The organism is Paludibacterium sp. B53371, assembly GCF_018802765.1.
In the GTDB taxonomy this organism is placed as follows: domain Bacteria; phylum Pseudomonadota; class Gammaproteobacteria; order Burkholderiales; family Chromobacteriaceae; genus Paludibacterium.
Genome location: NZ_CP069163.1, coordinates 2,927,397 through 2,952,091, shown reverse-complemented (window position 1 = coordinate 2,952,091; position 24,695 = coordinate 2,927,397). Strand labels below are relative to the sequence as shown.

The 24,695-nt window shown below is 50.6% G+C and carries 21 protein-coding genes and 1 pseudogene; 14 read left to right on the top strand and 8 right to left on the bottom strand.

All coding sequences use genetic code 11. The features are described 5' to 3' along the window. The first annotated feature begins 31 nt into the window (after positions 1–31). The 5 genes from gmhB to JNO51_RS14030 all read left to right on the top strand — a co-directional run bounded on the left by gmhB (position 32) and on the right by JNO51_RS14030 (position 5,954). Entirely contained in the window at positions 32–619 is a 588-nt protein-coding gene (gmhB, locus tag JNO51_RS14050) for a D-glycero-beta-D-manno-heptose 1,7-bisphosphate 7-phosphatase (RefSeq protein ID WP_215778412.1), read from the top strand. Between the two features lie 322 nt (positions 620–941). Next, entirely contained in the window at positions 942–2,462 is a 1,521-nt protein-coding gene (locus tag JNO51_RS14045; protein ID WP_215778410.1) for an ABC transporter ATP-binding protein, read from the top strand. A gap of 14 nt (positions 2,463–2,476) precedes the next feature. Further along, positions 2,477–3,235, top strand: a complete 759-nt coding sequence (locus tag JNO51_RS14040) for a glycosyltransferase family 2 protein (RefSeq protein ID WP_215778408.1) — start codon at positions 2,477–2,479, stop codon at positions 3,233–3,235. 50 nt (positions 3,236–3,285) lie between these two features. Next, a complete protein-coding gene (locus tag JNO51_RS14035) occupies positions 3,286–4,704 on the top strand; it encodes a hypothetical protein (RefSeq protein ID WP_215778406.1) in 1,419 nt (472 codons plus the stop codon). Further along, positions 4,701–5,954 (top strand): glycosyltransferase, encoded by a 1,254-nt coding sequence (locus JNO51_RS14030; protein ID WP_215778404.1) that lies wholly within the window; start codon positions 4,701–4,703, stop codon positions 5,952–5,954. The genes JNO51_RS14035 and JNO51_RS14030 overlap by 4 nt, the downstream gene beginning before the upstream one ends. A gap of 16 nt (positions 5,955–5,970) precedes the next feature. Here JNO51_RS14030 and JNO51_RS14025 read toward each other — a convergent pair whose 3' ends face one another. The 8 genes from JNO51_RS14025 to rfbA form a co-directional block, all read right to left on the bottom strand. Next, positions 5,971–7,080: a glycosyltransferase family 4 protein gene (locus JNO51_RS14025; RefSeq protein ID WP_215778402.1), complete on the bottom strand. Its 1,110-nt coding sequence runs from the start codon at positions 7,078–7,080 to the stop codon at positions 5,971–5,973. Positions 7,081–7,105: 25 nt separating this feature from the next. Next, positions 7,106–9,073, bottom strand: coding sequence for an asparagine synthase (glutamine-hydrolyzing) (gene asnB, locus JNO51_RS14020; RefSeq protein WP_215778400.1), 1,968 nt, complete (start codon positions 9,071–9,073; stop codon positions 7,106–7,108). Beyond that, positions 9,074–10,219, bottom strand: a complete 1,146-nt coding sequence (locus JNO51_RS14015; RefSeq protein WP_215778397.1) for a glycosyltransferase — start codon at positions 10,217–10,219, stop codon at positions 9,074–9,076. 202 nt (positions 10,220–10,421) lie between these two features. Then, positions 10,422–11,462, bottom strand: coding sequence for an NAD-dependent epimerase/dehydratase family protein (locus tag JNO51_RS14010; protein WP_215778395.1), 1,041 nt, complete (start codon positions 11,460–11,462; stop codon positions 10,422–10,424). A 33-nt stretch (positions 11,463–11,495) separates the two neighbouring features. Next, positions 11,496–11,633, bottom strand: coding sequence for a hypothetical protein (locus JNO51_RS14005; RefSeq protein WP_215778393.1), 138 nt, complete (start codon positions 11,631–11,633; stop codon positions 11,496–11,498). A gap of 892 nt (positions 11,634–12,525) precedes the next feature. After that, positions 12,526–13,745, bottom strand: a protein-coding gene (locus JNO51_RS14000) for an IS3 family transposase (RefSeq protein WP_215777831.1) whose coding sequence is annotated in 2 segments (ribosomal slippage) — positions 12,526–13,403 and positions 13,403–13,745 — 1,221 coding nt in all. Because the reading frame shifts where the segments join, the coding sequence is not laid out codon by codon here. Positions 13,746–14,141: 396 nt separating this feature from the next. Next, a complete protein-coding gene (rfbC, locus tag JNO51_RS13995; RefSeq protein ID WP_215778390.1) occupies positions 14,142–14,702 on the bottom strand; it encodes a dTDP-4-dehydrorhamnose 3,5-epimerase in 561 nt (186 codons plus the stop codon). Between the two features lie 2 nt (positions 14,703–14,704). Continuing rightward, the gene (rfbA, locus tag JNO51_RS13990; RefSeq protein ID WP_215778388.1) at positions 14,705–15,583 is read right to left on the bottom strand and encodes a glucose-1-phosphate thymidylyltransferase RfbA; all 879 of its coding nucleotides are present in this window, start codon (positions 15,581–15,583) and stop codon (positions 14,705–14,707) included. A gap of 189 nt (positions 15,584–15,772) precedes the next feature. Between rfbA and JNO51_RS13985 the strand changes: the two genes are divergently transcribed. The 9 genes and pseudogenes from JNO51_RS13985 to JNO51_RS13945 all read left to right on the top strand — a co-directional run bounded on the left by JNO51_RS13985 (position 15,773) and on the right by JNO51_RS13945 (position 24,693). Beyond that, a protein-coding gene (locus JNO51_RS13985; protein ID WP_215778386.1) for an IS3 family transposase occupies positions 15,773–16,881 on the top strand; the annotation gives its coding sequence in 2 pieces (ribosomal slippage) (positions 15,773–16,031 and positions 16,031–16,881; 1,110 coding nt in all). 81 nt (positions 16,882–16,962) lie between these two features. Then, positions 16,963–17,301: pseudogene (locus tag JNO51_RS13980) on the top strand (transposase family protein); the annotation flags it as partial. A 378-nt stretch (positions 17,302–17,679) separates the two neighbouring features. Continuing rightward, positions 17,680–18,792 (top strand): glycosyltransferase, encoded by a 1,113-nt coding sequence (locus tag JNO51_RS13975; protein ID WP_215778384.1) that lies wholly within the window; start codon positions 17,680–17,682, stop codon positions 18,790–18,792. 152 nt (positions 18,793–18,944) lie between these two features. Next, positions 18,945–19,577 (top strand): response regulator transcription factor, encoded by a 633-nt coding sequence (locus JNO51_RS13970; RefSeq protein ID WP_215778382.1) that lies wholly within the window; start codon positions 18,945–18,947, stop codon positions 19,575–19,577. 184 nt (positions 19,578–19,761) lie between these two features. Then, positions 19,762–20,049 (top strand): co-chaperone GroES, encoded by a 288-nt coding sequence (groES, locus tag JNO51_RS13965; protein ID WP_215778379.1) that lies wholly within the window; start codon positions 19,762–19,764, stop codon positions 20,047–20,049. A gap of 39 nt (positions 20,050–20,088) precedes the next feature. Further along, entirely contained in the window at positions 20,089–21,738 is a 1,650-nt protein-coding gene (gene groL, locus JNO51_RS13960) for a chaperonin GroEL (protein ID WP_215778377.1), read from the top strand. Positions 21,739–21,885: 147 nt separating this feature from the next. After that, on the top strand, positions 21,886–22,632 hold the full coding sequence (locus JNO51_RS13955; RefSeq protein ID WP_215778374.1) for a Nif3-like dinuclear metal center hexameric protein: 747 nt from the start codon (positions 21,886–21,888) through the stop codon (positions 22,630–22,632). A 117-nt stretch (positions 22,633–22,749) separates the two neighbouring features. Then, the gene (petA, locus tag JNO51_RS13950) at positions 22,750–23,334 is read left to right on the top strand and encodes a ubiquinol-cytochrome c reductase iron-sulfur subunit (RefSeq protein WP_215778371.1); all 585 of its coding nucleotides are present in this window, start codon (positions 22,750–22,752) and stop codon (positions 23,332–23,334) included. 15 nt (positions 23,335–23,349) lie between these two features. Further along, a complete protein-coding gene (locus JNO51_RS13945) occupies positions 23,350–24,693 on the top strand; it encodes a cytochrome bc complex cytochrome b subunit (protein WP_215778359.1) in 1,344 nt (447 codons plus the stop codon). Positions 24,694–24,695: the final 2 nt, after the last annotated feature.

Below are 24,695 nucleotides of genomic sequence, written 5' to 3'. Positions count from 1 at the left end.
TCTTCCAGCAACTTAAAATGATGGAAAGTTTATGACCCAAAGTGCTCCCAAAATATCTGAATTTGTTGGCCAAAAAGCTGTATTTTTGGATCGAGATGGTACGATTAACATTGAAAAAGAGTATCTGTACAAGTTCGAGGATTGGGAGTGGATTCCTGGTGCAATTGATGCAATCGGATTGCTAAATCGATTAGGTTATCTTGTCATTGTGGTAACTAATCAAGCCGGCGTTGCGCGTGGCTATTATAACGAGGCAGATATCCTGAACTTGCATGCTAGGGTTGATGAAGAGCTGGCCAGGGCAGGGGCAAAAATTGATGCCTTTTACTACTGCCCGCACCATCCTCAATTCGGATTAGACCGTGCATGCTCATGCCGCAAACCGGATACCGGCATGCTACTGGCTGCACAGCAATCGTTTAATATCGCGCTACACAGATCCTGGATCGTTGGCGATAAGCAGTCGGATATTGCCGCAGGTATGAAGTGTGGTGTGTCTCCGATCCTGGTTCAGACGGGATATGGGTTGAGGGAGTCTGCTGCAGTATCGCCAGAAATCCCTCTTGCCGAGAACCTGCTTTCTGCAGTGCACTACATTGCTAAGTCCGGAGCAAGGTAGGCACATTACCATCTTCTAGGTTGATCCATTTATTTTCAGCGAGTGTTGAGATTAGCGAATGCCGCAGATAGCGTCCCCAAATCGTGCATTGAATGTTCTTAAGCAACTACAGCGGTTATGGCATCATCTTGCGCCTAATCGCCGGTGGCAATTCGGGTGGTTGCTGCTTCTTATGCTAGCAAGTGCAATTTCCGAGATTGCATCATTGGGAGCTGTCTTACCTTTCCTTGGCGCCCTTGCTGCACCTGATGGACATACAACACGCGCCGTGTTGCAGAGGTTGGAACCAATCCTAGGTTTTCTTGGATTGGGACCATTCGCAATGTTGACTTTAGTATTTGTAGTCTTGTCATTGATCGCCGGTGTATTGAGGCTGGTGTTACTGCGCGCGACTACCTGGCTGACGTTCAGTGCAGGCGCGGATTTGAGTATGAATATTTACGAGCGTACGCTGTATCAGCCGTACGCAGTGCATATAGCCAGAAACAGCGCTGAGATCGTTAGCGGCATCACAACCAAGACAAATGCGGTGATGTTCGATGTATTGCTGCCGAGTCTTACCATTGTGAACTCGACGATTGTTTTGGTATTCATTTTTACAGCGCTAGTTGTCATCGACCCTGTCGTTGCACTTGGTACTTCCGCTTTTTTTGCTGCATGTTACTTAGGTTTGGCACGAATGACATATGCTCAGCTCTCTGCAGACAGCAAGATCATTGCTCGTGCGCAGACGAGCACAATCAAGGCGCTGCAGGAGGGGTTGGGCGGGATTAGAGAAGTACTTGTTAACGGTACCCAGCATATTTTTTGTGAGCAGTACAGCAAAGCGGATTTGGCGATGAGACGTGCACAGGGCCGGAATCTATTCACATCCGGGTGTCCGCGCTATGTCATGGAGGCACTTGGTGCTGTAACTATTGCGCTGCTAGCATTTGTGCTCCAGAAGCAGGGGGGGTTGGCTAATGCACTACCAACGCTCGGCGCGCTCACCCTTGGCGTTCAGCGCTTACTGCCCGCCTTTCAACAAGCATATAACTCATGGTCATTAATCATGGGGAGTAAGTCTTCCCTTGAAGATTCCTTGCTGCTGCTTGACCAAGTTAGGCCCGTGCAAGGAAAGCAAGATACTCCTCTAGTTTTACGTGAGGCGGTGACACTAGAAGGCGTGAAATTTCGTTATCAGACTGCCGGCTCTTGGATTGTTGATATCGAACAGTTACGTATTCCAGCCGGCTCACGAGTAGGAATTATCGGGCCCACCGGGAGTGGGAAAAGTACTCTGCTTGATATTGTCATGGGACTGCTGCTGCCGACAGAGGGCAAGATATACATTGATGACACCCAGCTCTGCCAACAAAACCTCGGTTGTTGGCAGAGAACTGTGTCGCATGTGTCGCAAAGTCTTTATCTTGCCGACACGACCATTGCAGAAAACATTGCATTTGGTGTCGAACGTAAATCCATTGATATTGATCTGGTCCATAAGGCCGCAAAAATGGCCCAGATCGATCAGTATGTGATGAGCCTTTCTCATGGTTATGACACTCTGGTCGGTGAACGAGGAGTACGTTTGTCTGGTGGCCAGCGGCAACGTATTGGTGTTGCACGCGCACTGTATAAACAAGCTTCTGTACTGGTGTTGGATGAGGCCACTAGTGCATTGGATACCGAGACTGAGAGAGCGGTTATGCAATCCATCACGATGCTGGATCGCAGTATCACGCTTCTGATCATCGCACATCGGCTTAGTACCTTGCGCACGTGCGATTTTATTTTAAATCTAGAGGCCGGGAAAATTGTACGAGTTCTCGATGACCCCAATATCATTGCTAATCTTGCCTAAAGGCACCTATACGCATGACTGCTATCAGTATTCTTCTTCCGTCGATCAGGCCTGAGCTCGCGAAGCAACGTATAAGCGAGTTTGCCGAACATATCCATCAAATTGACTATGAAGTGGTTCTCGTTAGTCCTTTTAGTGTTGATTTGCCAAGAGTTGTTCATATACAGGAAAACGAACGTCGTGGAGTCATTCACGCCATGAACGAGGCTTATAAGGCAGCTTCTGGCGAGATGGTTGTGCTTTGGTCCGATGATGCAAAAATACAGCCACAAGCCCTTGAAAATATAGTGAAATTTACTAAGAGTCAGGATGGGCTTTTCGCTGCAGGCTTCCGAAAAAAAGATGAAACAGGCAGAGAGTCGGAGCAGTGGTCGGTTTATGGGAAGCTTTATGTAGGTTGGCTATGCGCCACAAAGAAAACGATTGATGCCGCCGGTGGATTGTTTGATCCGGTTTTCCGTAATTATTGGGCGGATCCTGATCTTTCTCTCAGAATTCATGCCATGGGCGGGAGTGTTCAAGTGTGTCAGAATGCTTGGATTGAAATTGCTCAAGCAGAAGATGTAGTGAAGCAGGCCAATTTGGCGAGTTCATTTGAGAAGGATACCGAGACTTTTTTTGCAAAATGGCACCCTTTTTTGGGCAAGAAAAGACGGTGTGAATGGTGGGAAATCAATACCCCTATTCCATACGATTTTAAAGGTCGAGTAAAAAGTGTTTTGCGAAAAATCCCTTTTTTGAAGAAACTTAAAGACGCGTGCAGTGGATTATAGAGTTTTGTAAAACTCATTGGTTAATGTTCTAGCAAGGCTGGGGGCGGGGGATGAACGAGATTGGAGCTTTACGAGAAAAATGTATACGATTTATGACAATGGGGGCGATTTTACTTGCGCCCTTTTATTACCTTCGCTGGTATGGTGATGATTTTTCTCGTGGGGTCAGCCTAAGCTTAGTAGATATTTTTTTGTTTGTGTTATTTGGAATCGTCGTTTACGAGGAGCGTCATCATATGATGACTCGGCTTCGGGGGAATCAATTGTCATCACTAGGGGCAATTTTTGTTGCCCTGCTGATTTTGGGGTCGTTGACAGGACGAGTATACGCCTCAGAAACCTATCCATTTCATTTTTACTCTTTTTTAGTTGCGCTATGTCAGTATGGTTTTGTCATGGTTGCGCTACCGCTTATCGCTGAGCGCTTCTTTAGCATGAGAGTACATACATTAATTAGATGGCTGGCTGTCGGATACCTTGTGCCGATGATGATTGGACTTGTTCTATTGAATCATGCCATTCCGGAGTTTATTCGAAGCCATTTTTATTCAGTACACAGGGCGATAGGCACTTATGGCAATGCAAACGGATTTGCAAATGTTATTATTTTGATGTTGCCATTTTATACCTATCTTGCTTCATGTGATTTCGGTCGGTGGAGAATTGTAGGGTTTCTGGGGCAAACACTATCCATTGTTTCTCTGGTTTTGACTGTCTCGTTTAGCGGATGGCTTGGTCTGCTGATGCTCTGTGTGCTAGCTGTTTATCCTCTGTCACAACTAGTGCGCAGCCGGCATATTGAAATTAAGCAAATTTTTTTATTTTTCTTAAAGAGTTTTCTCTGGGTGTTGATGACAAGTTGTCTTGTTTATTTTTATGCCAAAACAGTTACAACTGACTTGTCACCGAGAGTCGACAGCGCCGCAATAAAACTCACTGAAATGGTCAGAACTGTGGTTGGCCCGGACGTGGCCTCTGCCCACGTTTCAGAATCCTTCGATCAGGTGCCAGCAACCTCCGATCAAGTGCCAGCAACCTCCGATCAAGTGCCAGTAACCTCGCACGGAGAAGTCGGCAGTGCTATTCAGCGAATGCAGCTAATTCGTATGGGCTTTCATGAGATTCGTCATTACGGTGGAAATATTGTTTGGGGGGTAGGGTTAGGTAATTCTGTATATTCCTCGAATTTCAAGTTTTTTGGTGTGCAACTGGATATTCATAACACCTATATGCTTCTCTGGTTGGAATGTGGGTTATTGTCTGCTATCGCCTTTTTTTGCTACTTTTGGACTGGTGCGCGGACATTATTCCTTGGTAACTCATCCCTTGAGCGTATACCGGCTGCGTTGGCATGTTTTATGTTTTTATTTATAGCGCTTGTTAATCCGCACTTGTATCTCCGGTATCTTTGGGTTCCGCTTTTCCCTATTTTTGCCATGTATGGGCGCTGCTCGAAAAAATCGACATGATAGAAAACTCTAACCGTGTTTTGGTTCTTAGTCATTTTAATGATGGAATCAATAGGGTCTTTGAAGATTACTGTAATGGAATTCGGCGTAATGCTGGCGTATATAGATATATAGATTATATAGAGACTTACCACCAGCTTGGACGAAGGAGGCTTGAGAGCCTGATTGACGAGGAGGTGGAAAAGTATGCCATTACCCATGTTTTTTTTGTATGGTGGTCATGCGACCTGACGTTCAGTCTTGATTATTTGTCTAGATTGTCAAGTAAGGCCAAAATAGTCATTAACTACTTTGATACAGAGTATTTTTTTGAGGGCGTAGATCGATATTATGCTCAAGTGGCAAGTCTTGTTCTGCTGCCTGATTGGCTGTCAAGATATCGGTATGAGCATTTAAATATACCTGCACATACAAGCTTTGCATTGTATGATAAATCGGCATATAAAAAACTTGACAGCATAGAGAAGGATATTGATGTCTCCTTTGTGGGCAACTTGAAACAGTCAAATCGCGCTGAATATATTGATTACCTCCGAAGTAATGGCGTTAATGTTCAAACATATGGCGTGGGGAGCGAGAATGGATTTGCTTCTTTCGAAAAAATGATTGAAGTATTTAATAGAAGCAAGATCAATCTGAATTTTACGGGAACGGCTGATTTTTCAGGCTATGCAATTCGACTTCCATCCATTAATCAACGAATAAAACAGTCAAAGGGAAGGCCAATCGAGATCGCGCTATGTGGTGGTTTTGTTTTATCGCAGCATGCGGCTGGGATTGAAAACATGTTTGCTCTGGGAGATGAATTTGATGTATTTCATACCCGAGAAGAACTTCTTGAGAAGGTGCGGCTGTATTTGTCAGAAAACAATCGCAGAGAGGCGATGGCACAGCAGGCATATGAAAGAGCGATCAAAACCTATGATATCGACTCTGGCTTTAAGCTTGTATTTGATAAATTGAATGGTGGCAATTTAATAAATAATAGCGTGCCTGTTTGTCAGGATGTGGAGTTCAGAAGAAATTATGCGGCATTCAGGTTTTTTTATGTGATGTTGTTTTTGCTGCAGTTCAAAATTAAGCTTGCCTTTGAAGAGGTTTGGGTTGTAATAAAAACAAGGCGTATTAATTTTTCAGCAGCTTACCACTTTTCTATTCGAGGGCTGCTTCACTATTTGAGGGCGCGGCCAAAGCTTGAGCAGTTTTTTAAAAATATAAGAAAAGTGGTGCCGGTTAAGCTCAAATATTAACCGATGTTTTGATGGCTTAGAGAGTAATTTCCGCAATCATTGCCATGTATTTTTTGATGATAATCTCTTCATCAAATTTCTCTTCAATAAATGACCGAGCCATCGTCCCCATGCGTGCTCGGTCTTCTTTTTCCAACGAAAGAAACTCTTTCATGCAATCAGCCAGTGCATGTGCATCTTTTACTGGGCACAGCCAGCCTGTTTTGCCAGCTATGACAACGTCCCGACAACCTTGAGTGTCCGTCGTGATGACTGGCTTACCCATCGCTGCGGCCTCTAAGAGCGAGCGAGGAACTCCCTCTCGGTATGATGGCAAGACAACACAGTCCGCATTGGCAATTAGACTACGGATGTCGTTTTGGTAGCCAAGATAATTGATCAGCCCTTGTTCTTGCCAGTGGTTGATTTGTTCAATAGGGATTGCACTGGGGTTTGGGACGTTGCTTGCTCCTGCCATCTGCAGTTCAATGTCTGGATATCCTTCTTTTAGGATTTTTGCTGCTTCAACATATTCGCCAATCCCCTTGTCCCAAAGCATTCTGGCAACCAGGAGGAAAGTCGTTTTATCTCTCTCACTAGATGGTTGTGGGGTGTAAAAGTGAAGATCTACACCTGAGCCGGGAACATGCTCAGATAGCTTGGAATCTAATAGCTTATAGGAGATGAACTCTCGACGATCATCAAGATTTTGAAAAACAATCTTCGCTGGGTATCGAAAAGCAATGCGATATAAGAGCCGTGCTACTTTTGAAAGCCAAGTGTCTGAAGTGAAAGTAAATCCTGCGCCAGTTACAGTCGCTATATTTTTTATTTTTGCTAATCCTGCAGCCATTGATCCATAAATGTTGGGTTTTATTGTGTAATGCAGGATCACATCTGGCTTGAGGCGTTTGTATGTTTTAAATAAATTGTAAATTAATTTTACATCTTTAATCGGGTTGGTGCCTTGAGCCGAGATGCTGATATCAATGAATTGGCAACCTAATTGTATTAGTTTTTCTGATGTTTGATCGTGTGGGGCCAGAACAATAACGGTGTGGCCTTGTTCTAATAGTCTAGATACAAGGGTTCTGCGGAAGTTGTAGATGGACCAGGCTGTGTTAGAACATAGAAGTATTATTTTCATATGATACGAAATCACAAAACAGAGTTTAGTTGTTGTGTTCTAGCCAGTTCTGAAACATCAAAACGGCCCATATCTGATGTTGCCAGTTGCGCTTCCCTGATAGATGTTCCTGCCAGTAGCGGTGAACCATCTCTGTGTTGAATATGCCCTCTTGTTGTAATCGGGGGCGATCCAGAAGGCGTTCTGCCCAGGCTTTGAGCGGACCACGAAGCCAGGTGCCGATTGGTATTGCAAACCCTTGCTTCGGCCGTTCGATTAATGAGGCAGGTACATATTTATATAGAACCTGGCGAAGAAGCCACTTTCCCTGCTGATTTCTAATCTTCATGTCGCCAGGGAGAGACCAGGCAAACTCAACGATTCTGTGGTCTAGTAGTGGAACTCGTGTTTCAAGGCTATTCGCCATCGCGGCCCGGTCGACTTTGACGAGAATATCATCAGTCAGGTATGACTTGGTGTCCTGAGCCATCATCCAACTGGTAAAATCCAAGTTCATTTGATTATTCGGATCAAATGCTTGGTGAACTTGTGCAGCATTCGCTGCATTCAATAGAATCGACGCTGGATTTCCCCAGTATGTGATTAATGATTGATAGAGTGCTTTATCGCTGGTAGCAGCGAGTAGTGCCGAAAACTTGTGGAGTTTGTCTCCAAATTGGGCCAGCTGATATTTTTTTGGCAATATCTGGGAGGTATTTTTATACAGCTTATCCCATTGCTCCGGTGCGACAGCTGTCAGTCCTGAAGACATGGCTCTTCGCACGGTCTGTGGCAGAGGAGAAATTCTACGCCAGACTGCTTGTGCAAGAAGGTATCGATTGTAGCCAGCAAACACCTCATCTCCAGCATCACCAGACAATGCAACGGTTACCTGCCTCTTTGCCAATTCGGCAACGAGGTAGGTTGGCATCTGTGATGAGTCGGCAAATGGCTCATCCCAGATTTGTGCTAGTTTCGGCACTAAATCAATGACTTCCTGTGGTGTGACATACAGTTCGGTATGATCGGTTTTAAGATGTTGGGCTACGGCCTTGGCATATCCGGCCTCGTTGTAGCCTGATTCATTGAATCCAATTGAAAAGGTTTTGACGGGCTGGGATGACTCTGCCTGCATGAGTGCAACGATGGTGCTGGAGTCCACTCCGCCCGAAAGAAAGGCGCCCAGGGGAACATCGGCGACCTGTTGTTGCCGGATTGTTTGTCTGAGCAAGCTATCGAGCTGCTCAATGGCTTCCCCTTCTGTGCCACTGAATGGAGAGTGGGCCGCCTGTTCAATGACGTTCTCAAGAGACCAATATGGTGAAGAGGTGGCTGCCTGTGCCAGGGCAACGCCTTGATTAAGGGGGATTGTGATGTAATGTCCCGGCGAAAGTTTTTTTGTTTTCTTATAAATAGAGTGCGGCGTGGGAACGTAGCCATACCGCAACATGAGCGTCAATGCGTAGTGATCGATTTCGCGGTCAAAGGATGGATGCTGCTTTAATGCTTTGAGTTCGGAGCCGAAGAGGAGCATTCCGTCATTCCAGCCATAATACAATGGCTTCTCGCCAAACCTGTCTCGCGCTAGCGTTAAAGTATGTTCCGCTTTGTCCCAAAGGGCGAAAGAAAACATGCCAACACTGCGTTGCAATGTTCCAATAATCCCCCACGTTTCAAAACCGGCCAGCAGTACCTCCGTATCTGAGTGCCCTCGCCACTGCCACGAAGCAATCTTTTCCAGCTCGAGACGTAACTCTTGGTAGTTGTAAACTTCTCCGTTATAGACAATGACGAATCTGTCGCTGGCAGAGTGCATGGGCTGGTGCCCGGCGGTTGACAGATCGACAATGGCCAATCGCCGATGGGCGAGCGCAACGTTTGCTTGTCTATCCAACCATATATCTTCATCATCTGGCCCCCGATGGGACAGGGCACTGGCCATCATTTGCAGTATCTTGGCTGCATCCAAGGCCCCCCATGAGCGTGGGGTGGCGAATCCAGTGAAGCCACACATTTATAGTTGTCTACCTATAGGATGGCGCTGTGCAGTTTCTGAAAATAGCGATGCAAAGCGTTTCTGGGTTGAGCTGATTTCAAAGTTTTCTGCAATTCTTGCTCTTGCACGTAAACCGATCTGCCTACGATGGTCAGGGCCTAATTCTAATAGCTGTTGCCAGGCATGGGATAACGCCTCTATATCACCTGCTGGGACCACTATGCCAGTATCCCCTACGATATGGGCGGCATCGCCTGCATCGGTAACGACACATGGCACTGCACAAGCCATTGCCTCTCCAACGACTGTGGGAAATGCTTCGCTCCAGGACGTAAGGGTAGCAATGTCGAAGGCAGGGTATAGCGATGCTGTATCTCGCCGAAGCCCCAGCAGATGAACCCGATTCTGTAGATTGAGCGATGTAATTAAATCTGAAAGTTGTTGGTTATTATGATCTATCCCTTGGCCAACAAGAATAAAATGCACATTTTCTCGATGTGCACTTAGAATTGCTGCGGCTTTAAGAAAGCCTTCATGGTTTTTAATTGGATCATAGCGTGCAACCATGCCAATTAACTGGACTGTCGGCGAGATACCAAGGCTGTCGCGTAATTCTGATCCGGCATTAGGGATTATCTTGAACTTGGTCAGGTCAAATCCATTGGGGATGACTGAGAATTTTCTAGGGTCATACCCCATTTTGATGTGCACTTGTTGAGCTTTTTGTGAGCACGAGATGATCTTTGCTGGTATCCAGCGCGAGCAGATTGCACATATCTTTGCCGTGAGACGCGTAGTGCGCTTGGTGGCATGCCGGGGGAGTTCCCCATTCCTGATTCCCCAGACGACAGCATTGATGCCGGCCAAGCGTGCTGCGAGCCCTCCGATGAGATCCGCATGATAGAGCCAGGTCGAGACTATGTCTGGCTGACTTTTCTGAATAAGCCGGATAAGATTGTACAGCGACTTAATCCCTCCAATGCCAGGCTTGAGCTGTATCGCCTTCACCGTGTATCCCGCTTTTGTCAGTTCGTTGCCGACCTCCCCTTGGCTTGTCAGGGAAACGACAAGAACATCCTGAGGGTTCATGCTGAGTACAAGCTTTTTTAAGGAGATCTCAGCGCCACCAGTCGACAGCGAGGTAATGATAAAAAGAACACGCATTCGATATTGGCAATCTTAATCGTTATGAAGTCTGCAGAAGCATCCGGCCCCACCATCATGGGGGATGGGGGTGTTTCATTCTTGATCCTGCAAGGGGTAAACCAGTTAAACATCAGGACAATTTAGTACCCTCGCGAGGGAGGCTGCTTGTTGTCAAGGCTCAACAAGCCGGTCGGGCCGGATAACGAAACAGCAGGGACAGTCATTCATCCAGGTAATCAATGTACCATTTCATCGCCTCGTTGAGGCCATCTTCTACCTTGTATGACGGTTGGTACCCCAAGAGCATTTTTGCTTTTTCAACGGATGCCAATGAGTGACGGACATCTCCTGCTCGAAAATTTCGATAAACAGGCTGGATAGCTGCTACATGGTCAAAATGATTCGATAGGTTTTTTTGCAATAAATTGAATAGTTGATTTAGCGAGGTAGAATCGCCCACTGCAACATTATAAATTTGATTCTGGGCTGCCTGTGTGGTTGTAGTTGCTGCCAAGATATTAGCTTGGATGCAGTTCTCAATATAACAAAAGTCGCGGCTAGTCTCTCCATCACCATTGATATATACAGGCTCGTTTTTAATAAGAGATGAAATCCACTTTGGAATCACTGCTGCATATGCGCCATTTGGATCCTGGCGCTTTCCAAATACGTTGAAGTAACGTAATCCAATGGAGTGAAATCCATAGCAACGCGCAAATATATCTGCATAGAGTTCATTAACATATTTGGTAATTGCATAGGGAGATAGCGGGGATCCAATCAAATCTTCAACTTTAGGTAGCCCCGGATGGTCGCCGTACGTAGAGCTACTTGCAGCAAAGACAAAATGCGAAACACCTGAGTCTCTCGCTGCAACGAGCATGTTCAGGAAGCCATCAATATTGTTCGCATTGGTTAAAATGGGGTCATTTATGCTGCGCGGCACAGAGCCGAGGGCTGCTTGGTGGAGTACATGCTGCACCCCAGAACACGCACGCATGCAATCATCAAGGTTTCTAATATCGCCCTCGAAGAATTTAAATCGAGCCCACTGAGCCTCCGAGACTTGTGATTTAACTTCTTCCAGATTGTGGCGAAAACCTGTGGAGAAGTTGTCCAGACCAACTACTCGTTGGTTGAGCTTAAGCAGGGTCTCGACCAGGTTGCTGCCGATGAAGCCAGCCGAGCCGGTTACCAACCAGTCGCGGGGACTCTCAGCAATTTCTTCACAGATACGTTGATAGGATGTTGTCGGCTTCATGAACAGGGGCTTAGTGTTTTTACAAGTTGGATGCTACAGGATGTGAAATGGCTTACCAAGCCCCTCGGTGAGCAAATCAACGATGAGGTAATGCCTGACGTTGGACTTTCTTCTGGTAATGGCTTTGTTGCACAAATCATGGCTTGCGTCTGTCAGGTTGAGTGATTGCATGATCTAGCTCCTTCGTGCCAAGTGACAAAGGTTTTGCTGGCGGGTTTACAACCAGTCCCTCGAACAGAGTGGGTAGCACCTTCTTTGGCTGGACAATGACATGCACGAGGTGGTCCCATCCTCTGCAGCCGGCAAAGGCAGCCCACTTTCTGCGAAGTGGCTATCCAGTTATGCCCTACCATACCATGACCTGTTTGGTCAGGCGATACGCTAAGCCACAGGCATGAGCGAAGGTATGTTATGCCTAGCCGGACTTAACTGGTTCGTTTCTGACCTTGGTGCGATTGCCCGCCCCCAGACAGACCTGCAGGTTTTCATCTCTGTATGGAAGAAGCCGGCTGCCTACAGCTCCTGGTAGATAACATAGGCATCAAGTATGGTGGAAAAGGGTGTGTGGAGGGTAAAACGCATGGCGCAGACTACCGCCGCCAATGACGCAAGCTACATCTGGGCATTAACGCGCAGATACAGGAAATCCGAGCAATGAAAGTTACCAACGCTCTAAATTGGCGATGCCACGATGCAGCCAGAGCGGCTATCACAAATTCCGGAGGCTGATGGACTTGAGATGGTTGCCACGGAGGGGCGTACGACACTTCTATGTCAAATAGCGATTGTAGATCGCGCGGCAGCCGCCATCATGCCGCCGTGTCGAAACGGCCGACGCTGGAAAGGGCATTCACAGGACAATCGGGCTCGCAATGAGTCGCTGCGCCAAAAGTATCTGGGACGAAAGCTTAGGAAAAAGTGGAGTGAGTACCATCGCCGCAACCTGGTCGAAACAGAGATGCACGGTTCCAAATTCCTGGCTGAACGAGGCAAGTCGCGCGACTTTGACTGACAGGTGGTGGTGCTTGGATTTGCCCCCGTATAACAGGACACCGATCAACGCTTAAGTTGATGAAGCCGCCAGGCGTCGAAACTCTCGTGGAGAGCGGTATTTCAACGCACTATGCGGGTGAAACTCGTTGTAGTGCTCAATGGCAATCGCCAGATTCCGGTAGGCCGTGTGGGCATCCGGTTTCGGCATATGGCCGACGTAGTCCCGCTTCAGCGTCTTGACCATGCTTTCCGCCATGCCGTTACTCTGCGGGCTGCAGACGGGCGTGGTTAACGGCTTGAGGCCGATTTCTCGCGCAAACAGCCGCGTGTCGGCGGCAATATAACTCGAACCATTGTCGCTCAGCCATTCCACCTCGGGCGAGATGCCCAACTGAATGCCGCGTTTCTCAACAGCTTCCAACATGACATCTCGAACCATGTCGCCCGTGTAGCCCCCGGTCGAGGCTGTCCAACTGATGATTTCACGGTCGCAGCAGTCCTCCGCAAACACGACACGCAGCTTTTCGCCGTTATCGCAGCGAAATTCGAAGCCGTCAGAGCACCAGCGGCGATTACTGTCGGCAACAGCAACCCTACCATCATGGCGCCGCGGGGTGCCTGGTTGCTTGATCCGCCGCTGAAGCAGCAGACCATGCTGGCGCATGACGCGATAAACGCGCTTCACGTTGACCGGCGGCAAGTGACCGGCCTCTCGCTGCCGGCGAATCACCCCCCAAGTCCGGCGGTAGCCGTAGCTGGGCAGCGGCGAAATCGCGGCCCGAATTGCCTCGACCAGCTCACTATCGTCGGTCGAGCGACAGGAACGCCCATCCCGCCAATCGGCAGAACGCGACACACGGCGAATCACATTCGAACGCGCCAACCCCAGCGAGGTACAGACCGGTGCTACTGGTCTTCCCCCGGCAATAAGGGTGAGCGCGCAATCCACTTTTTTGCGCGGGCGATTTCCACGGCTTCTTTGAGGATTTCGTTCTCCATCGTCTTCTTGCCGAGGAGTCGCTGTAGTTCGCGTATTTGCTTGATGGCAGAAGCCAATTCAGAGGCGGGCACGACTTCTTCTCCCGCGGCAATCGCCGATAGGCTGCCTTCCTGATAAAGCTTGCGCCACTTGAACAGCTGATTGGGATTGAGCCCATGACGGCGGGCAACGAGGGAAACCGACTGGCCGGGCATGAAGCTCTCGGCAACGATGGCCTGCTTCTCCTCGATGCTCCAGCGGCGACGACGCTCGGGTCCGAGCACGTCTGTCTTGTTGTTGGTGTTAGTCATAAACATAGCCTTAAACCTATCCCTTATTCTAAGCGGGAATCGGTGTCCTATGTTTCAGGGGGCTCGTCCAGTGCTTCAAATCTGGGTTGCGACTTTGAATTGTTATACAGCCTTGGGCAGGACGCAGACGGTCCGCATGGTATCAGGCCCTCCGGGGGGGGGGGGCAGTTTGCCCTTTTTATGATTTATACAATTAAGTCCTCTCGCTGTGACATTGGCCTTCTCTTTGGGCCGTTAGATAGTGTCATGGGATGAAAGGGGCTTGGTGCGGTGATTTATTTACAGCCGTGCTTCATTATTAGATGACTCACTACGGGGCTCGTGTTGCTCCACGTGACCCTTCTCCTGATCGGGCGGACGAATCTGTGAGGCCCACTTTTTGAAAGTGATGACGTTCTATGAGTTGGAGGTGGTCGATCTGATAATTTCTTTCAGACGGATACCCTGCTGGTCTTTAATCGATAAAATGGGTGCTTCGGTTAGTGGCCATTCAACACAAATGTCTGAATCTTTCCAATGTATTGTTTTTTCTGCCGTATTGACCCAGTAATTGGTGGTTTTATATATGAGCTCAACGGTTTCTGTTAGGGCTAAGAAGCCGTGGGCGAAGCCCTCTGGTATCCATAGTTGTAGCTTGTTTTTTTCGGAGAGATTTAGCCCATACCATCGGCCAAAAGTTTTCGAGTCAGGTCTAATGTCAACAGCAACATCAAATGCCTCTCCCTCGATGACGCGTACTAGCTTACCCTGTGCAAAGGGGGGGGTCTGGAAATGCAAACCACGCAATACCCCTTTTTTTGACTTAGAATGATTATCTTGGACGAAGGTAATTTCCCTGTTTATGGCATTGCAAAAATCTTTTTGATTAAAACTTTCAAAGAAAAATCCACGATCATCTTCAAAGATAACGGGTTCAATAATTTTCAAACCATCCAAGGGGGTGTCAATGGCTCGCATTGTCATTCTTCTAGCATTCTAAGCAGATATTGTCCATAGTTGTTTTTTTTCATTGTGCTTGCCAACGCAGAAACTTGTTCTGCTGATATATAGCCCATGCGGTAGGATATTTCTTCTGGGCAGGCAACTTTTAATCCCTGGCGTTTTTCGATGGTTGCAATAAATTGGCTGGCGTCCAGCATTGATTCATGAGTTCCAGTGTCTAGCCACGCATAACCACGTCCCATTGTTGTTACTTCCAATGAACCGGCAGCAAGATAGGCAAGATTGACATCAGTGATTTCAAGTTCGCCGCGCGCAGAGGGACGAATGGATTTAGCAATGTCTGAAACGTGCTCGTCATAGAAATACAAACCGGTTATGGCATAGTTTGATTTGGGAAATTGTGGTTTTTCTTCTATTGAAACGGCCTTGCCATTTTCGTCGAACTGGATCACGCCGTAACGTTCGGGATCTTGCACACGATAGGCGAAAACTGTTGCTCCGCTCGTCTGACGATTGGTGTGTTGCAAGAGAGTGGCAAAATCATCGCCATAAAAAATGTTATCACCCAATACGAGCGCAGATGGCGCTCCAGCGAGATACTGCTCACCGAGCAGGAATGCCTGTGCGATACCATCAGGCGATGGTTGCACTTTGTACTGGATGTCTAATCCCCAACGAGCCCCGTCTCCGAGTAATGCCTCAAACCGAGGTAGATCCTGTGGTGTTGAAATGACGAGTATTTCTCGTATGCCGGCAAGCATCAGTGTGCTGAGCGGGTAATAGATCATGGGTTTGTCGTAGATGGGTATCAACTGCTTGCTGAGTGCCAGGGTCGCAGGATATAGGCGTGTGCCAGACCCGCCGGCCAGGATGATGCCTTTACGTATATTACTCATCAGCGGTGGAACTCCCTTGAGTCGGACTCTCTAGAATAGACAAGTTCATGCTTAGAGGGACTTTATCATTATACAAGAACCCGGTTGTCCATGTTTTTCTTATGTATAACGACGTCCCTCTGACCTGTCATGGGTTTTTCCGACCAATCGAATCTAGAGATAATGGCTCCTCAGATCTGAGGTGCGGCAATGAAGAAGAGCCGGTACAGCGACGAACAAATCGTCAGGATCTTGCGTGAAGCGGATCGTGCTCCGATCACCGAAGTGGCCAAGCGCCATGGCGTCAGCGAGGCATCGATCTACGCCTGGCGTAAACGGTTTGACGAGATGGTCAGCGACGACGTCAAACGATTGAAGGCGCTCGAAGCCGAGAATACCCGCCTGAAGAAGTTGGTGGCGGAACGCGATCTCGAAATCGAAGTGATGAAGGAAATTGTCGCAAAAAAATGGTGAGCGCACAGGTCCGCCGGACCCAAGCTCACTATGCCATTGAGCGAGGGCTCAGCCAGCGGCAGGCGTGTGCGCTGATGCAGATCAGCCGTTCGACCTTGCACTACGAGCCCAAGATGCGGCGCAAGAACGCGCCGGTCATCGAATCGATGCGGTTGTTAGCGGGGCAGTACCCCCGCTTTGGTTCGCGGCGCATTCGTGTCTTCCTGCAAAGAGAAGGGATCGTGATTGGCCGGGATCGCTGTGTCGCGCTATGGGCGCAGGCCGGACTGCAAGTGCCCAGGAAACGGCGTCGGCGCCGCGTAGCCGGCAGCCGGCCACGGCCCCATGCGCCCGCCAGTAGAAACAGCGTGTGGTGCTATGACTTTGTGTTTGATGCCTGTGCCAATGGTCAGCAGATCAAATGCCTGACGGTGATCGACGAATACACGCGGGAATGTCTGGCCATTGATGTCGCCGGATCGATCCGGTCAAAACGTGTCATCGACGTACTGAGCCGGTTGATCAGTATCCATGGCGCGCCACGCTACATCCGATCAGACAATGGCCCTGAATTTGTCAGTGAGGCGTTATTGAAATGGGCGATGGAGGAGCGGATTGAATCGACGCTCATTGAACCCGGCAAACCGTGGCAAAACGGTACGAATGAAAGCTTCAACGGGAAATTTCGCGATGAGTGTCTGGCGATGGAGTGGTTCCGGAACCGAATTGAAGCCAGAATCGTGATCGAAGACTGGCGCGTTCATTACAATGAAGTGCGCCCGCATTCGAGTTTGCAGTACCTGACACCGATGGAGTTTCGTCGGAAGTCGGAGATGACTACGCAACCTTGGGGCATGAATTTCTAGAGGCGAGTGGTCCGATAAAAGCAGTCAGGTCAGCATGCAACTGACGTCCATCCTGGAGCAGCTGGCGACGACATGGGGGGCAAAGCGATTCTGACGGATAACGGCAAGGAGTTCTGTAGTCGAGCCATGTTGACCTGGGTGCATGCTCGTGGCGTGCAACTGTTTCTGATCGAGCCCGGCAAGCCCAATCAGAACGCGTATATCGAATCGTTTAACGGGCGTTTCCGCGATGAATGCCTAAACGAACACTGGTTCACTAGCCTACGCCATGCCCAGGTCGTTATCGAAGCCTGGCGCAGGGAATGCAACGATGAAAGGCCCAAGAAAGTCCTTGGTGGATTGACCCCAGCAGCTTACGCCAAGTCACTCACCGGAAAATCAGTTAAATTACCCTCGGACTCTAAAGCCCTCTGCTACTGAATACAGGGGGATGTCGGTGGGATGGTATGCATTGCTTGGGTTTGACGGTCTCCTCTAGTTTCTCTTTCCGCAACGGCTACAGACCGGCCTGTGGTACAGGCTATTTTCCGATATGGCATGCGACTTCCTGATGGAGAGATTGATCTGTAATGCGCTGTGAGCGTGGTTTTGGGGCCCACGTATGCCGGGTGATCCTCATTTCACCTTGGCGTCATACCATAAATCAATGACAATGGAGTATCTTTGCTGTGAAGGAAGCAATCCAGAGGGGCTTTAATGAGGGCATCTCGTTGCTGGTTGGAGCATTGTGAGGTAGGCTTTGATAGTCGTCTGTGCCTCTCAAGTATCTGTTTTTCGCCTGGATGAAAACACTACTCTATGTTGCTTATTTTATTGATGTCGATGTTGTGTGCTTTTATTTCTGCTGTCTTGTTAATCCGCTATCAGCATCTGCATGCTCAGTTTTCTGCTGATAATGATTTACAGGGCGTCCAGAAATTCCATGCAACCCCAGTGCCTAGAATTGGTGGCGTGCCAATTTTTCTCGGGCTGTTGGTCGGTAGTGGCTTAATGTTCTGGCTGCAAAGAGATCTGCTTGGTATAGAAATTCTTCTAGTGGCCTTGCCTGCTTTTGTGGCGGGTCTCGTCGAAGATATCACTAAAGGGGTGGGTGTGAAGACCAGGCTAGGTGCAACCTTGGCCGCAGCTTTGCTTGGAATTCTGGTTTTTCATGCGGTGATTGGACGCCTTGGATTGCCATTGGTTGACGGGCTCTTATTGAAGTTCCCGATCGTCGCAATTCTGTTTACTATGATTGCTGTAGGCGGTGTAGCACATTCAATAAATATCATTGATGGCTATAATGGTTTGTCTGGTATGGTTTCAATGTTGATCTTCATTGCACTGGGTTATGTCTCATTTAAGGTAGGTGACTCTCTCCTCTTATCAATCAGTGCTTCTGCTTGTGGCGCTTTACTGGGATTCTTGCTGTTGAATTACCCGCGTGGATTGATCTTTGCGGGTGATGGTGGTGCTTATTTAGTAGGCTTCCTGATTGCGGAAGTTTCGGTTCTGCTTGTGGCTCGCAATGCACAAGTCTCTCCATGGTTTCCTTTGCTATGTGTTGTGTATCCGGTTTTTGAGACGTTGTACTCTATTTACCGCAAAAAAGTGTTGCGTGGCATGTCCCCTGGCGTACCTGATGGCTTGCATTTACATATGCTCGTGTACAAACGATTGGTACTGTGGATGGTCGGCTCCCGCGAAGCCGAGCACCTCACTCGCCGTAATAGCATGACCGCTCCTTATCTGTGGGGTCTGACCGCATTGTCGATTGCGCCTGCCATGCTGTTCTGGCAGAGCACACCGGTTTTGATGGTGTGTGTGCTGCTGTTTGTCCTGCTTTACCTCGCACTCTATCGCATGATCATTCGATTTAAAACGCCGCGCTGGCTGGTGCGCGCTTCGTGCAAGCGTGATGGGGACGCTTGATTCACGCTCGCCAGGCATTTAGGAATGATCTTACCTGTCTTTCAGAGCCGGCCGTGACGCCGGCTCTTTTCATCTGATAGCCCTGCCATCCTTGTGTACCCCATAGTTCCCGCGGGGATAACAGCGGACGATTGCGCCGCAAGGGTATGCATATGAAAAAAATCATTGTGATCGACGATCATCCGGTGATCGTGCTGGCCTTGAAGACCTGCCTGGAGCAGGTAGGGGATCTGTCTGTCGTCGATGTGTCGGACAGTGGGCAGGACGGGCTGGAAAAAGTGAAGCGCCATGTGCCGGATCTGGTGATTCTGGATCTGTTTTTGCCGAAGACGGATGGCCTGGGCATGATTCGCCGCATCAAGGCGGTGAGTGACAAGATCCGCATCCTGGTGCTGACGGGGCATGAAGAAGGTTTGTACGCCGCCAAGGCCGCCGAGGAGGGGGCCAATGGTTTTGTCACCAAGTCCAAGGACATGACCGAAATTGCCAATACGGTGCGTGCGCTGCTGGCGGGCTATAACTGCTTTCCGGCCGCCCATCTGATTGCCGCGCAGGGGATCAATCCTCAGGCCTTGAAGGCCAGCGATGCCCTGACCGCCCTGACGGTCCGGGAGCTGGCCATCATGCGCTACATCGCCAAGGGCTTCAGCAACAAGGAAATTGCCGCCATGTTCTTCATCAGCCAGAAGACGGTCAGTACCTATAAGGCCCGGGTGCTGACCAAGCTCAAGCTGAAGAATTCGATCGCCATTGCCGAGTATGCAAGAGAAATGGGGGTGGTCTGATTTGCCGGTTTCTATTGATTGCTTTGCGTCTATAGAAATAATTTTTGTTCTCCGTGCCCTTGAAAGGGGTTTGATGCGCCCATATCATTAGCACTCGCTAGGGTCGAGTGCTAGGCGCTCGAACAAAATGCTGATTTGATTGGTATTTCAACTTTCAACAGCCACTGGATATCAGGAGAAATCAATGGCTATTCGTCCTTTGCATGACCGTGTTGTGATCAAGCGCCTTGAGGCAGAAGAAAAAACTGCGTCCGGTATCGTGCTGCCGGGTGCAGCTGCCGAAAAGCCGGATATGGGTGAAGTGATTGCCGTCGGCAATGGCAAGATCCTGGAAAACGGCGAACGTCGTCCGCTGGAATTGAAAGTCGGCAACAAGGTGATCTTCGGCAAGTACTCCGGCCAGACCGTCAAGATCGACGGTGACGAAGTCCTCGTGATGCGCGAGGAAGACGTGATGGCCATCGTTGAATAATGCTGTCGCTGACTGAACAGATTACTGGAGAGTTTGAGAATGGCTGCTAAAGACGTACGTTTTGGTGAATCCGCCCGTGCCAAGATGGTAGTGGGTGTCAATGTCCTGGCCGATGCGGTCAAGGTCACCCTGGGCCCGAAGGGTCGTAATGTGGTCCTGGACCGTTCCTTCGGTGCTCCGACCATCACCAAGGATGGTGTTTCGGTTGCCAAGGAAATCGAACTGAAGGACAAGTTCGAGAACATGGGCGCTCAAATGGTCAAGGAAGTGGCTTCCAAGACCTCCGACGTGGCCGGTGACGGTACCACGACGGCGACCGTGCTGGCTCAGGCCATCGTTCAGGAAGGCATGAAGTTCGTCGCTGCCGGCATGAACCCGATGGATCTGAAGCGTGGTATCGACAAGGCTGTGATCGCCCTGGTTGGCGAACTGGCCAAGCTGTCGCGTCCGTGCTCCAACTCCAAGGAAATCGCTCAGGTGGGCTCGATCTCCGCCAACTCTGACTCCGACATCGGCGAAATCATCGCCAATGCCATGGAAAAGGTTGGCAAGGAAGGCGTGATCACCGTTGAAGACGGCAAGTCGCTGAACAACGAACTGGAAGTTGTGGAAGGTATGCAGTTTGACCGCGGCTACCTGTCCCCGTACTTCATCAATAATCAGGACAAGCAAATCGCTGCCCTGGACAACCCGTTCGTCCTGCTGTTCGACAAGAAGATCTCGAACATCCGCGACCTGCTGCCGGTTCTGGAACAGGTGGCCAAGTCGGGCCGTCCGCTGCTGATCATCGCCGAAGATGTTGAAGGCGAAGCCCTGGCGACCCTGGTGGTCAACAACATTCGCGGCATCCTGAAGACCGTTGCCGTCAAGGCTCCGGGCTTTGGCGACCGTCGCAAGGCCATGCTGCAGGATATCGCCGTTCTGTCCGGTGGTACCGTGATTGCCGAAGAAGTGGGTCTGACCCTGGAAAAGGTCACCCTCGACATGCTGGGCCAAGCCAAGCGTATCGAAGTGGGCAAGGAAAACACCACCATCATCGACGGTGCTGGTGATGCCGCCTCGATCCAGGCGCGCGTGGGTGAAATCCGCAAGCAGATCGAAGAAGCCACTTCCGATTACGACCGTGAAAAACTGCAAGAGCGCGTTGCCAAGCTGGCAGGCGGTGTTGCTGTGATCAAGGTTGGCGCTGCCACCGAAGTTGAAATGAAGGAAAAGAAGGCACGCGTCGAAGACGCCCTGCACGCTACCCGTGCAGCCGTTGAAGAAGGCGTGGTGCCTGGCGGTGGCGTTGCCATCCTGCGCGCTCGTGCATCGCTGGAAACCCTGAAGGGCGACAACGCTGATCAAGATGCCGGTATCAAGATCGTGCTGCGTGCCATCGAGGCGCCGCTGCGTCAGATCGTTGCCAACGCCGGTGGCGAACCGTCCGTTGTGGTGAATCGCGTGCTGGAAGGCAAGGGCAACTTTGGCTTCAACGCTGCAACCGACGAGTACGGCGATATGCTGGAAATGGGCGTGCTGGATCCGGCCAAGGTGACCCGCACTGCGCTGCAACACGCCGCTTCGGTCGCCAGCCTGATGCTGACCACCGACTGCATGATCGCTGAACTGCCGGAAGACAAGGCTGCTGCTGGCGGCATGGGCGGTATGGGCGGCATGGGCGGTATGGGCATGGACGGCATGATGTAATCGCCGACAGACCATCTGTCATCTGTCATGAAAAACGCCACGAGCTTGCTCGTGGCGTTTTTTTATTGTTTCCAGCCGGGTGGCTGGGCTTTTGTTTCTTGCTGCGGTAGGCTTTAATGACAGAGATTTTCAATTATTGGATGTGATATGCAGTTAGCAGATTTGCTGAATCATCTGGATCAGGTGCTGGAGCCGTGGCGTTTCAAGGATTATTGCCCCAATGGTTTGCAGGTGGCCGGGCGCGAGGAGGTGAGGCGGGTTGTGTGTGGCGTGACCGCCTCGCAGGCACTGATTGATGAGGCGGTAGCGCGCCAGGCTGACGCGGTGCTGGTGCATCATGGCTTTTTCTGGAAGGGTGAGGACCAGCGCATTATCGGCATGAAAAAGCGTCGTCTGCAGGCCCTGCTGCAGCATGACATCAGCTTGCTGGCCTATCACTTGCCGCTGGATGCCCATCCGCAGTATGGCAATAACGCCCAGCTGGCCAAAGTGCTGGGGTTGCTGCCGCAAGGTCAGACGGGAGAGCAGGATCTGCTGTGGCATGGCCACTTGCCAGAGGCCCTGTCGGCGGAGGCCTGGCGCCAGGCGGTGTCTGCCCGTCTGCACCGCGAGGTCCTGATGCTCGGCGAGGCCTCAAGGCCGATTCGTCGTGTGGCCTGGTGTACTGGCGGTGCGCAGGGCTTTTTTGATGCCGCCATTGCCCTCGGTGTAGATGCCTTTCTGACGGGGGAAGCTTCTGAACAAAATCAGCATATGGCCATGGAGTCTGGCTGTGTGTTTATGGCGGCCGGCCATCATGCCACGGAACGCTATGGTATCGCGGCTTTGGGGGGCTCGCTGGCTGATGCCTTTGGCATTGAGGTGGATTTTGTTGATCTGCCAAACCCTGTTTAAGCATAAATGTAGCGGGCATAATCAATTTATTTGCATAAACCCTTCAGATTTGTAGGGGTAATCAGGTAAAATCCGTTGGGATAAACGCTCGAGTTTCCATGATTGAGGATGACTGTAATGAGTGAACAACAAGTCGATGCAGGGCGCCGTCGCTTCCTGACGGTGGCAACCAGCGCGGTCGGGGGAGTGGCGGTGGCCGGGGTGGCCACGCCGTTTGTGCTGAGTTTCCTGCCGTCAGAACGTGCCAAGGCCGCCGGCGCGCCGGTCGAGGTGGATATCAGCAAGATCGAACCTGGCCAGATGGTCAACGTCGAGTGGCAGGGCAAGCCGGTCTGGCTGCTGTCGCGCACGCCGACGCAAGTGGCGAATCTGGCCAAGCTGGATGATCAGATGGCCGATCCGACGTCCGACATGGATCAGCAACCGGAGTACTGCAAAAACCGTCATCGCTCGATCAAGCCTGGCTTGCTGGTGACTGTGGGTATCTGTACGCATCTGGGCTGTTCGCCGACTTTCCGGCCTGACCTGGCGCCGGCAGATCTGGGCCCGGACTGGCTGGGTGGTTTCTACTGTCCTTGCCACGGTTCGAAGTATGATCTGGCCGCACGCGTCTACAAGAGCATGCCGGCACCGAAGAATCTGCTGATTCCCCCACACAAATACCTGTCCGACACGCGCATCCTGGTCGGCGACGATAAATAAGCTGAGGGCGAAACCATGAGCAAGGGACAAAAACTGCTGAACTGGATCGACGCACGCTTTCCGCTGACGTCGATGCTCAAGGAGCACGTAATCGAGTATTACGCGCCCAAGAATTTCAATTTCTGGTATTTCTTCGGTTCGCTGGCGCTGCTGGTGCTGGTCATGCAGCTGCTGACCGGTATCTTCCTGACCATGAACTACATGCCGGATGCCACCCTGGTGCCCGGTACCAAGATGTCGGTGGCCTTCGCCTCGGTCGAGTACATCATGCGTGACGTCAGCGGTGGCTGGATCATCCGCTACATGCACTCCACCGGCGCCTCGATGTTCTTCGTCGTGGTGTATCTGCACATGTTCCGTGGCCTGATCTATGGCTCCTACAAGCAGCCGCGCGAGCTGGTGTGGATCTTCGGCATGCTGATCTTCCTGTGCCTGATGGCCGAGGCCTTCCTGGGGTATCTGCTGCCATGGGGCCAGATGTCGTTCTGGGGGGCTCAGGTGATCGTCAACCTGTTCAGCTCGATCCCGGTCATCGGTCCTGACCTGTCGGTCTTTATCCGTGGTGACTATGTCGTGTCGGGCGCCACGCTGAACCGCTTCTTTGCCCTGCACGTGATTGCCGTGCCGCTGGTGCTGCTGGCACTGGTCGTGGCGCACCTGATGGCGCTGCATGAGGTCGGTTCCAATAACCCCGATGGCGTGGAAATCAAGGAGCACAAGGATCCGCAAACCCATCTGCCGCTGGATGGCATTCCGTTCCACCCCTACTACACCGTCAAGGATGTGCTGGGCGTGGCCGTGTTCCTGATTGTGTTCTCCTGCATCGTGTTCTTCATGCCGACCATGGGGGGGTACTTCCTGGAAGCGAATAACTTCTTCCCGGCCGACCCGCTCAAGACGCCGCCGCATATTGCGCCGGTATGGTACTTCACGCCGTTCTACGCCATCTTGCGCGCCGTGCCGTCCTTCCTCGGGACTCAGGTCTGGGGCGTGCTGGCCATGGGCGCCGCGGTGGTGCTGATTGTGTTCCTGCCCTGGCTGGATCGTTCGCCGATCAAGTCGGTGCGCTATCGTGGGCCGAAGTTCAAGTTCATGCTGACGCTGTTCGTGATTGCCTTTGTCGGTCTCGGCATCCTGGGCGCCTTGCCGCCGACGGATGTTCGTACGCTGGTGGCGCGCACGCTGTCGGTCATTTACTTTGCCTTCTTCCTCGGCATGCCGTTCTATACCAAGAACGATGCCGGCAAGGTGCCGGTACCGACACGGGTGACCGAGTCGACGACGCGCGGCAAGGTGATGTTCTTCGTGCTGTGGGCGCTGCTGATCGTGGCCGCCGCCCTGTTCGCCAACCATATCTGACC

Coding starts and splice junctions, on each gene's coding strand:
- JNO51_RS13970 (WP_215778382.1), top strand. CDS start 18,945: ATGAAAAAAATCATTGTGATCGACGATCATCCGGTGATCGTGCTGGCC.
- JNO51_RS14010 (WP_215778395.1), bottom strand. CDS start 11,462: ATGAAGCCGACAACATCCTATCAACGTATCTGTGAAGAAATTGCTGAG.
- JNO51_RS13945 (WP_215778359.1), top strand. CDS start 23,350: ATGAGCAAGGGACAAAAACTGCTGAACTGGATCGACGCACGCTTTCCG.
- JNO51_RS14040 (WP_215778408.1), top strand. CDS start 2,477: ATGACTGCTATCAGTATTCTTCTTCCGTCGATCAGGCCTGAGCTCGCG.
- JNO51_RS14005 (WP_215778393.1), bottom strand. CDS start 11,633: ATGCAATCACTCAACCTGACAGACGCAAGCCATGATTTGTGCAACAAA.
- JNO51_RS14030 (WP_215778404.1), top strand. CDS start 4,701: ATGATAGAAAACTCTAACCGTGTTTTGGTTCTTAGTCATTTTAATGAT.
- JNO51_RS14025 (WP_215778402.1), bottom strand. CDS start 7,080: ATGAAAATAATACTTCTATGTTCTAACACAGCCTGGTCCATCTACAAC.
- groES (WP_215778379.1), top strand. CDS start 19,762: ATGGCTATTCGTCCTTTGCATGACCGTGTTGTGATCAAGCGCCTTGAG.
- JNO51_RS13955 (WP_215778374.1), top strand. CDS start 21,886: ATGCAGTTAGCAGATTTGCTGAATCATCTGGATCAGGTGCTGGAGCCG.
- rfbA (WP_215778388.1), bottom strand. CDS start 15,583: ATGAGTAATATACGTAAAGGCATCATCCTGGCCGGCGGGTCTGGCACA.
- JNO51_RS14015 (WP_215778397.1), bottom strand. CDS start 10,219: ATGCGTGTTCTTTTTATCATTACCTCGCTGTCGACTGGTGGCGCTGAG.
- petA (WP_215778371.1), top strand. CDS start 22,750: ATGAGTGAACAACAAGTCGATGCAGGGCGCCGTCGCTTCCTGACGGTG.
- JNO51_RS13975 (WP_215778384.1), top strand. CDS start 17,680: ATGTTGCTTATTTTATTGATGTCGATGTTGTGTGCTTTTATTTCTGCT.
- asnB (WP_215778400.1), bottom strand. CDS start 9,073: ATGTGTGGCTTCACTGGATTCGCCACCCCACGCTCATGGGGGGCCTTG.
- gmhB (WP_215778412.1), top strand. CDS start 32: ATGACCCAAAGTGCTCCCAAAATATCTGAATTTGTTGGCCAAAAAGCT.
- JNO51_RS14035 (WP_215778406.1), top strand. CDS start 3,286: ATGAACGAGATTGGAGCTTTACGAGAAAAATGTATACGATTTATGACA.
- JNO51_RS14045 (WP_215778410.1), top strand. CDS start 942: ATGTTGACTTTAGTATTTGTAGTCTTGTCATTGATCGCCGGTGTATTG.
- rfbC (WP_215778390.1), bottom strand. CDS start 14,702: ATGCGAGCCATTGACACCCCCTTGGATGGTTTGAAAATTATTGAACCC.
- groL (WP_215778377.1), top strand. CDS start 20,089: ATGGCTGCTAAAGACGTACGTTTTGGTGAATCCGCCCGTGCCAAGATG.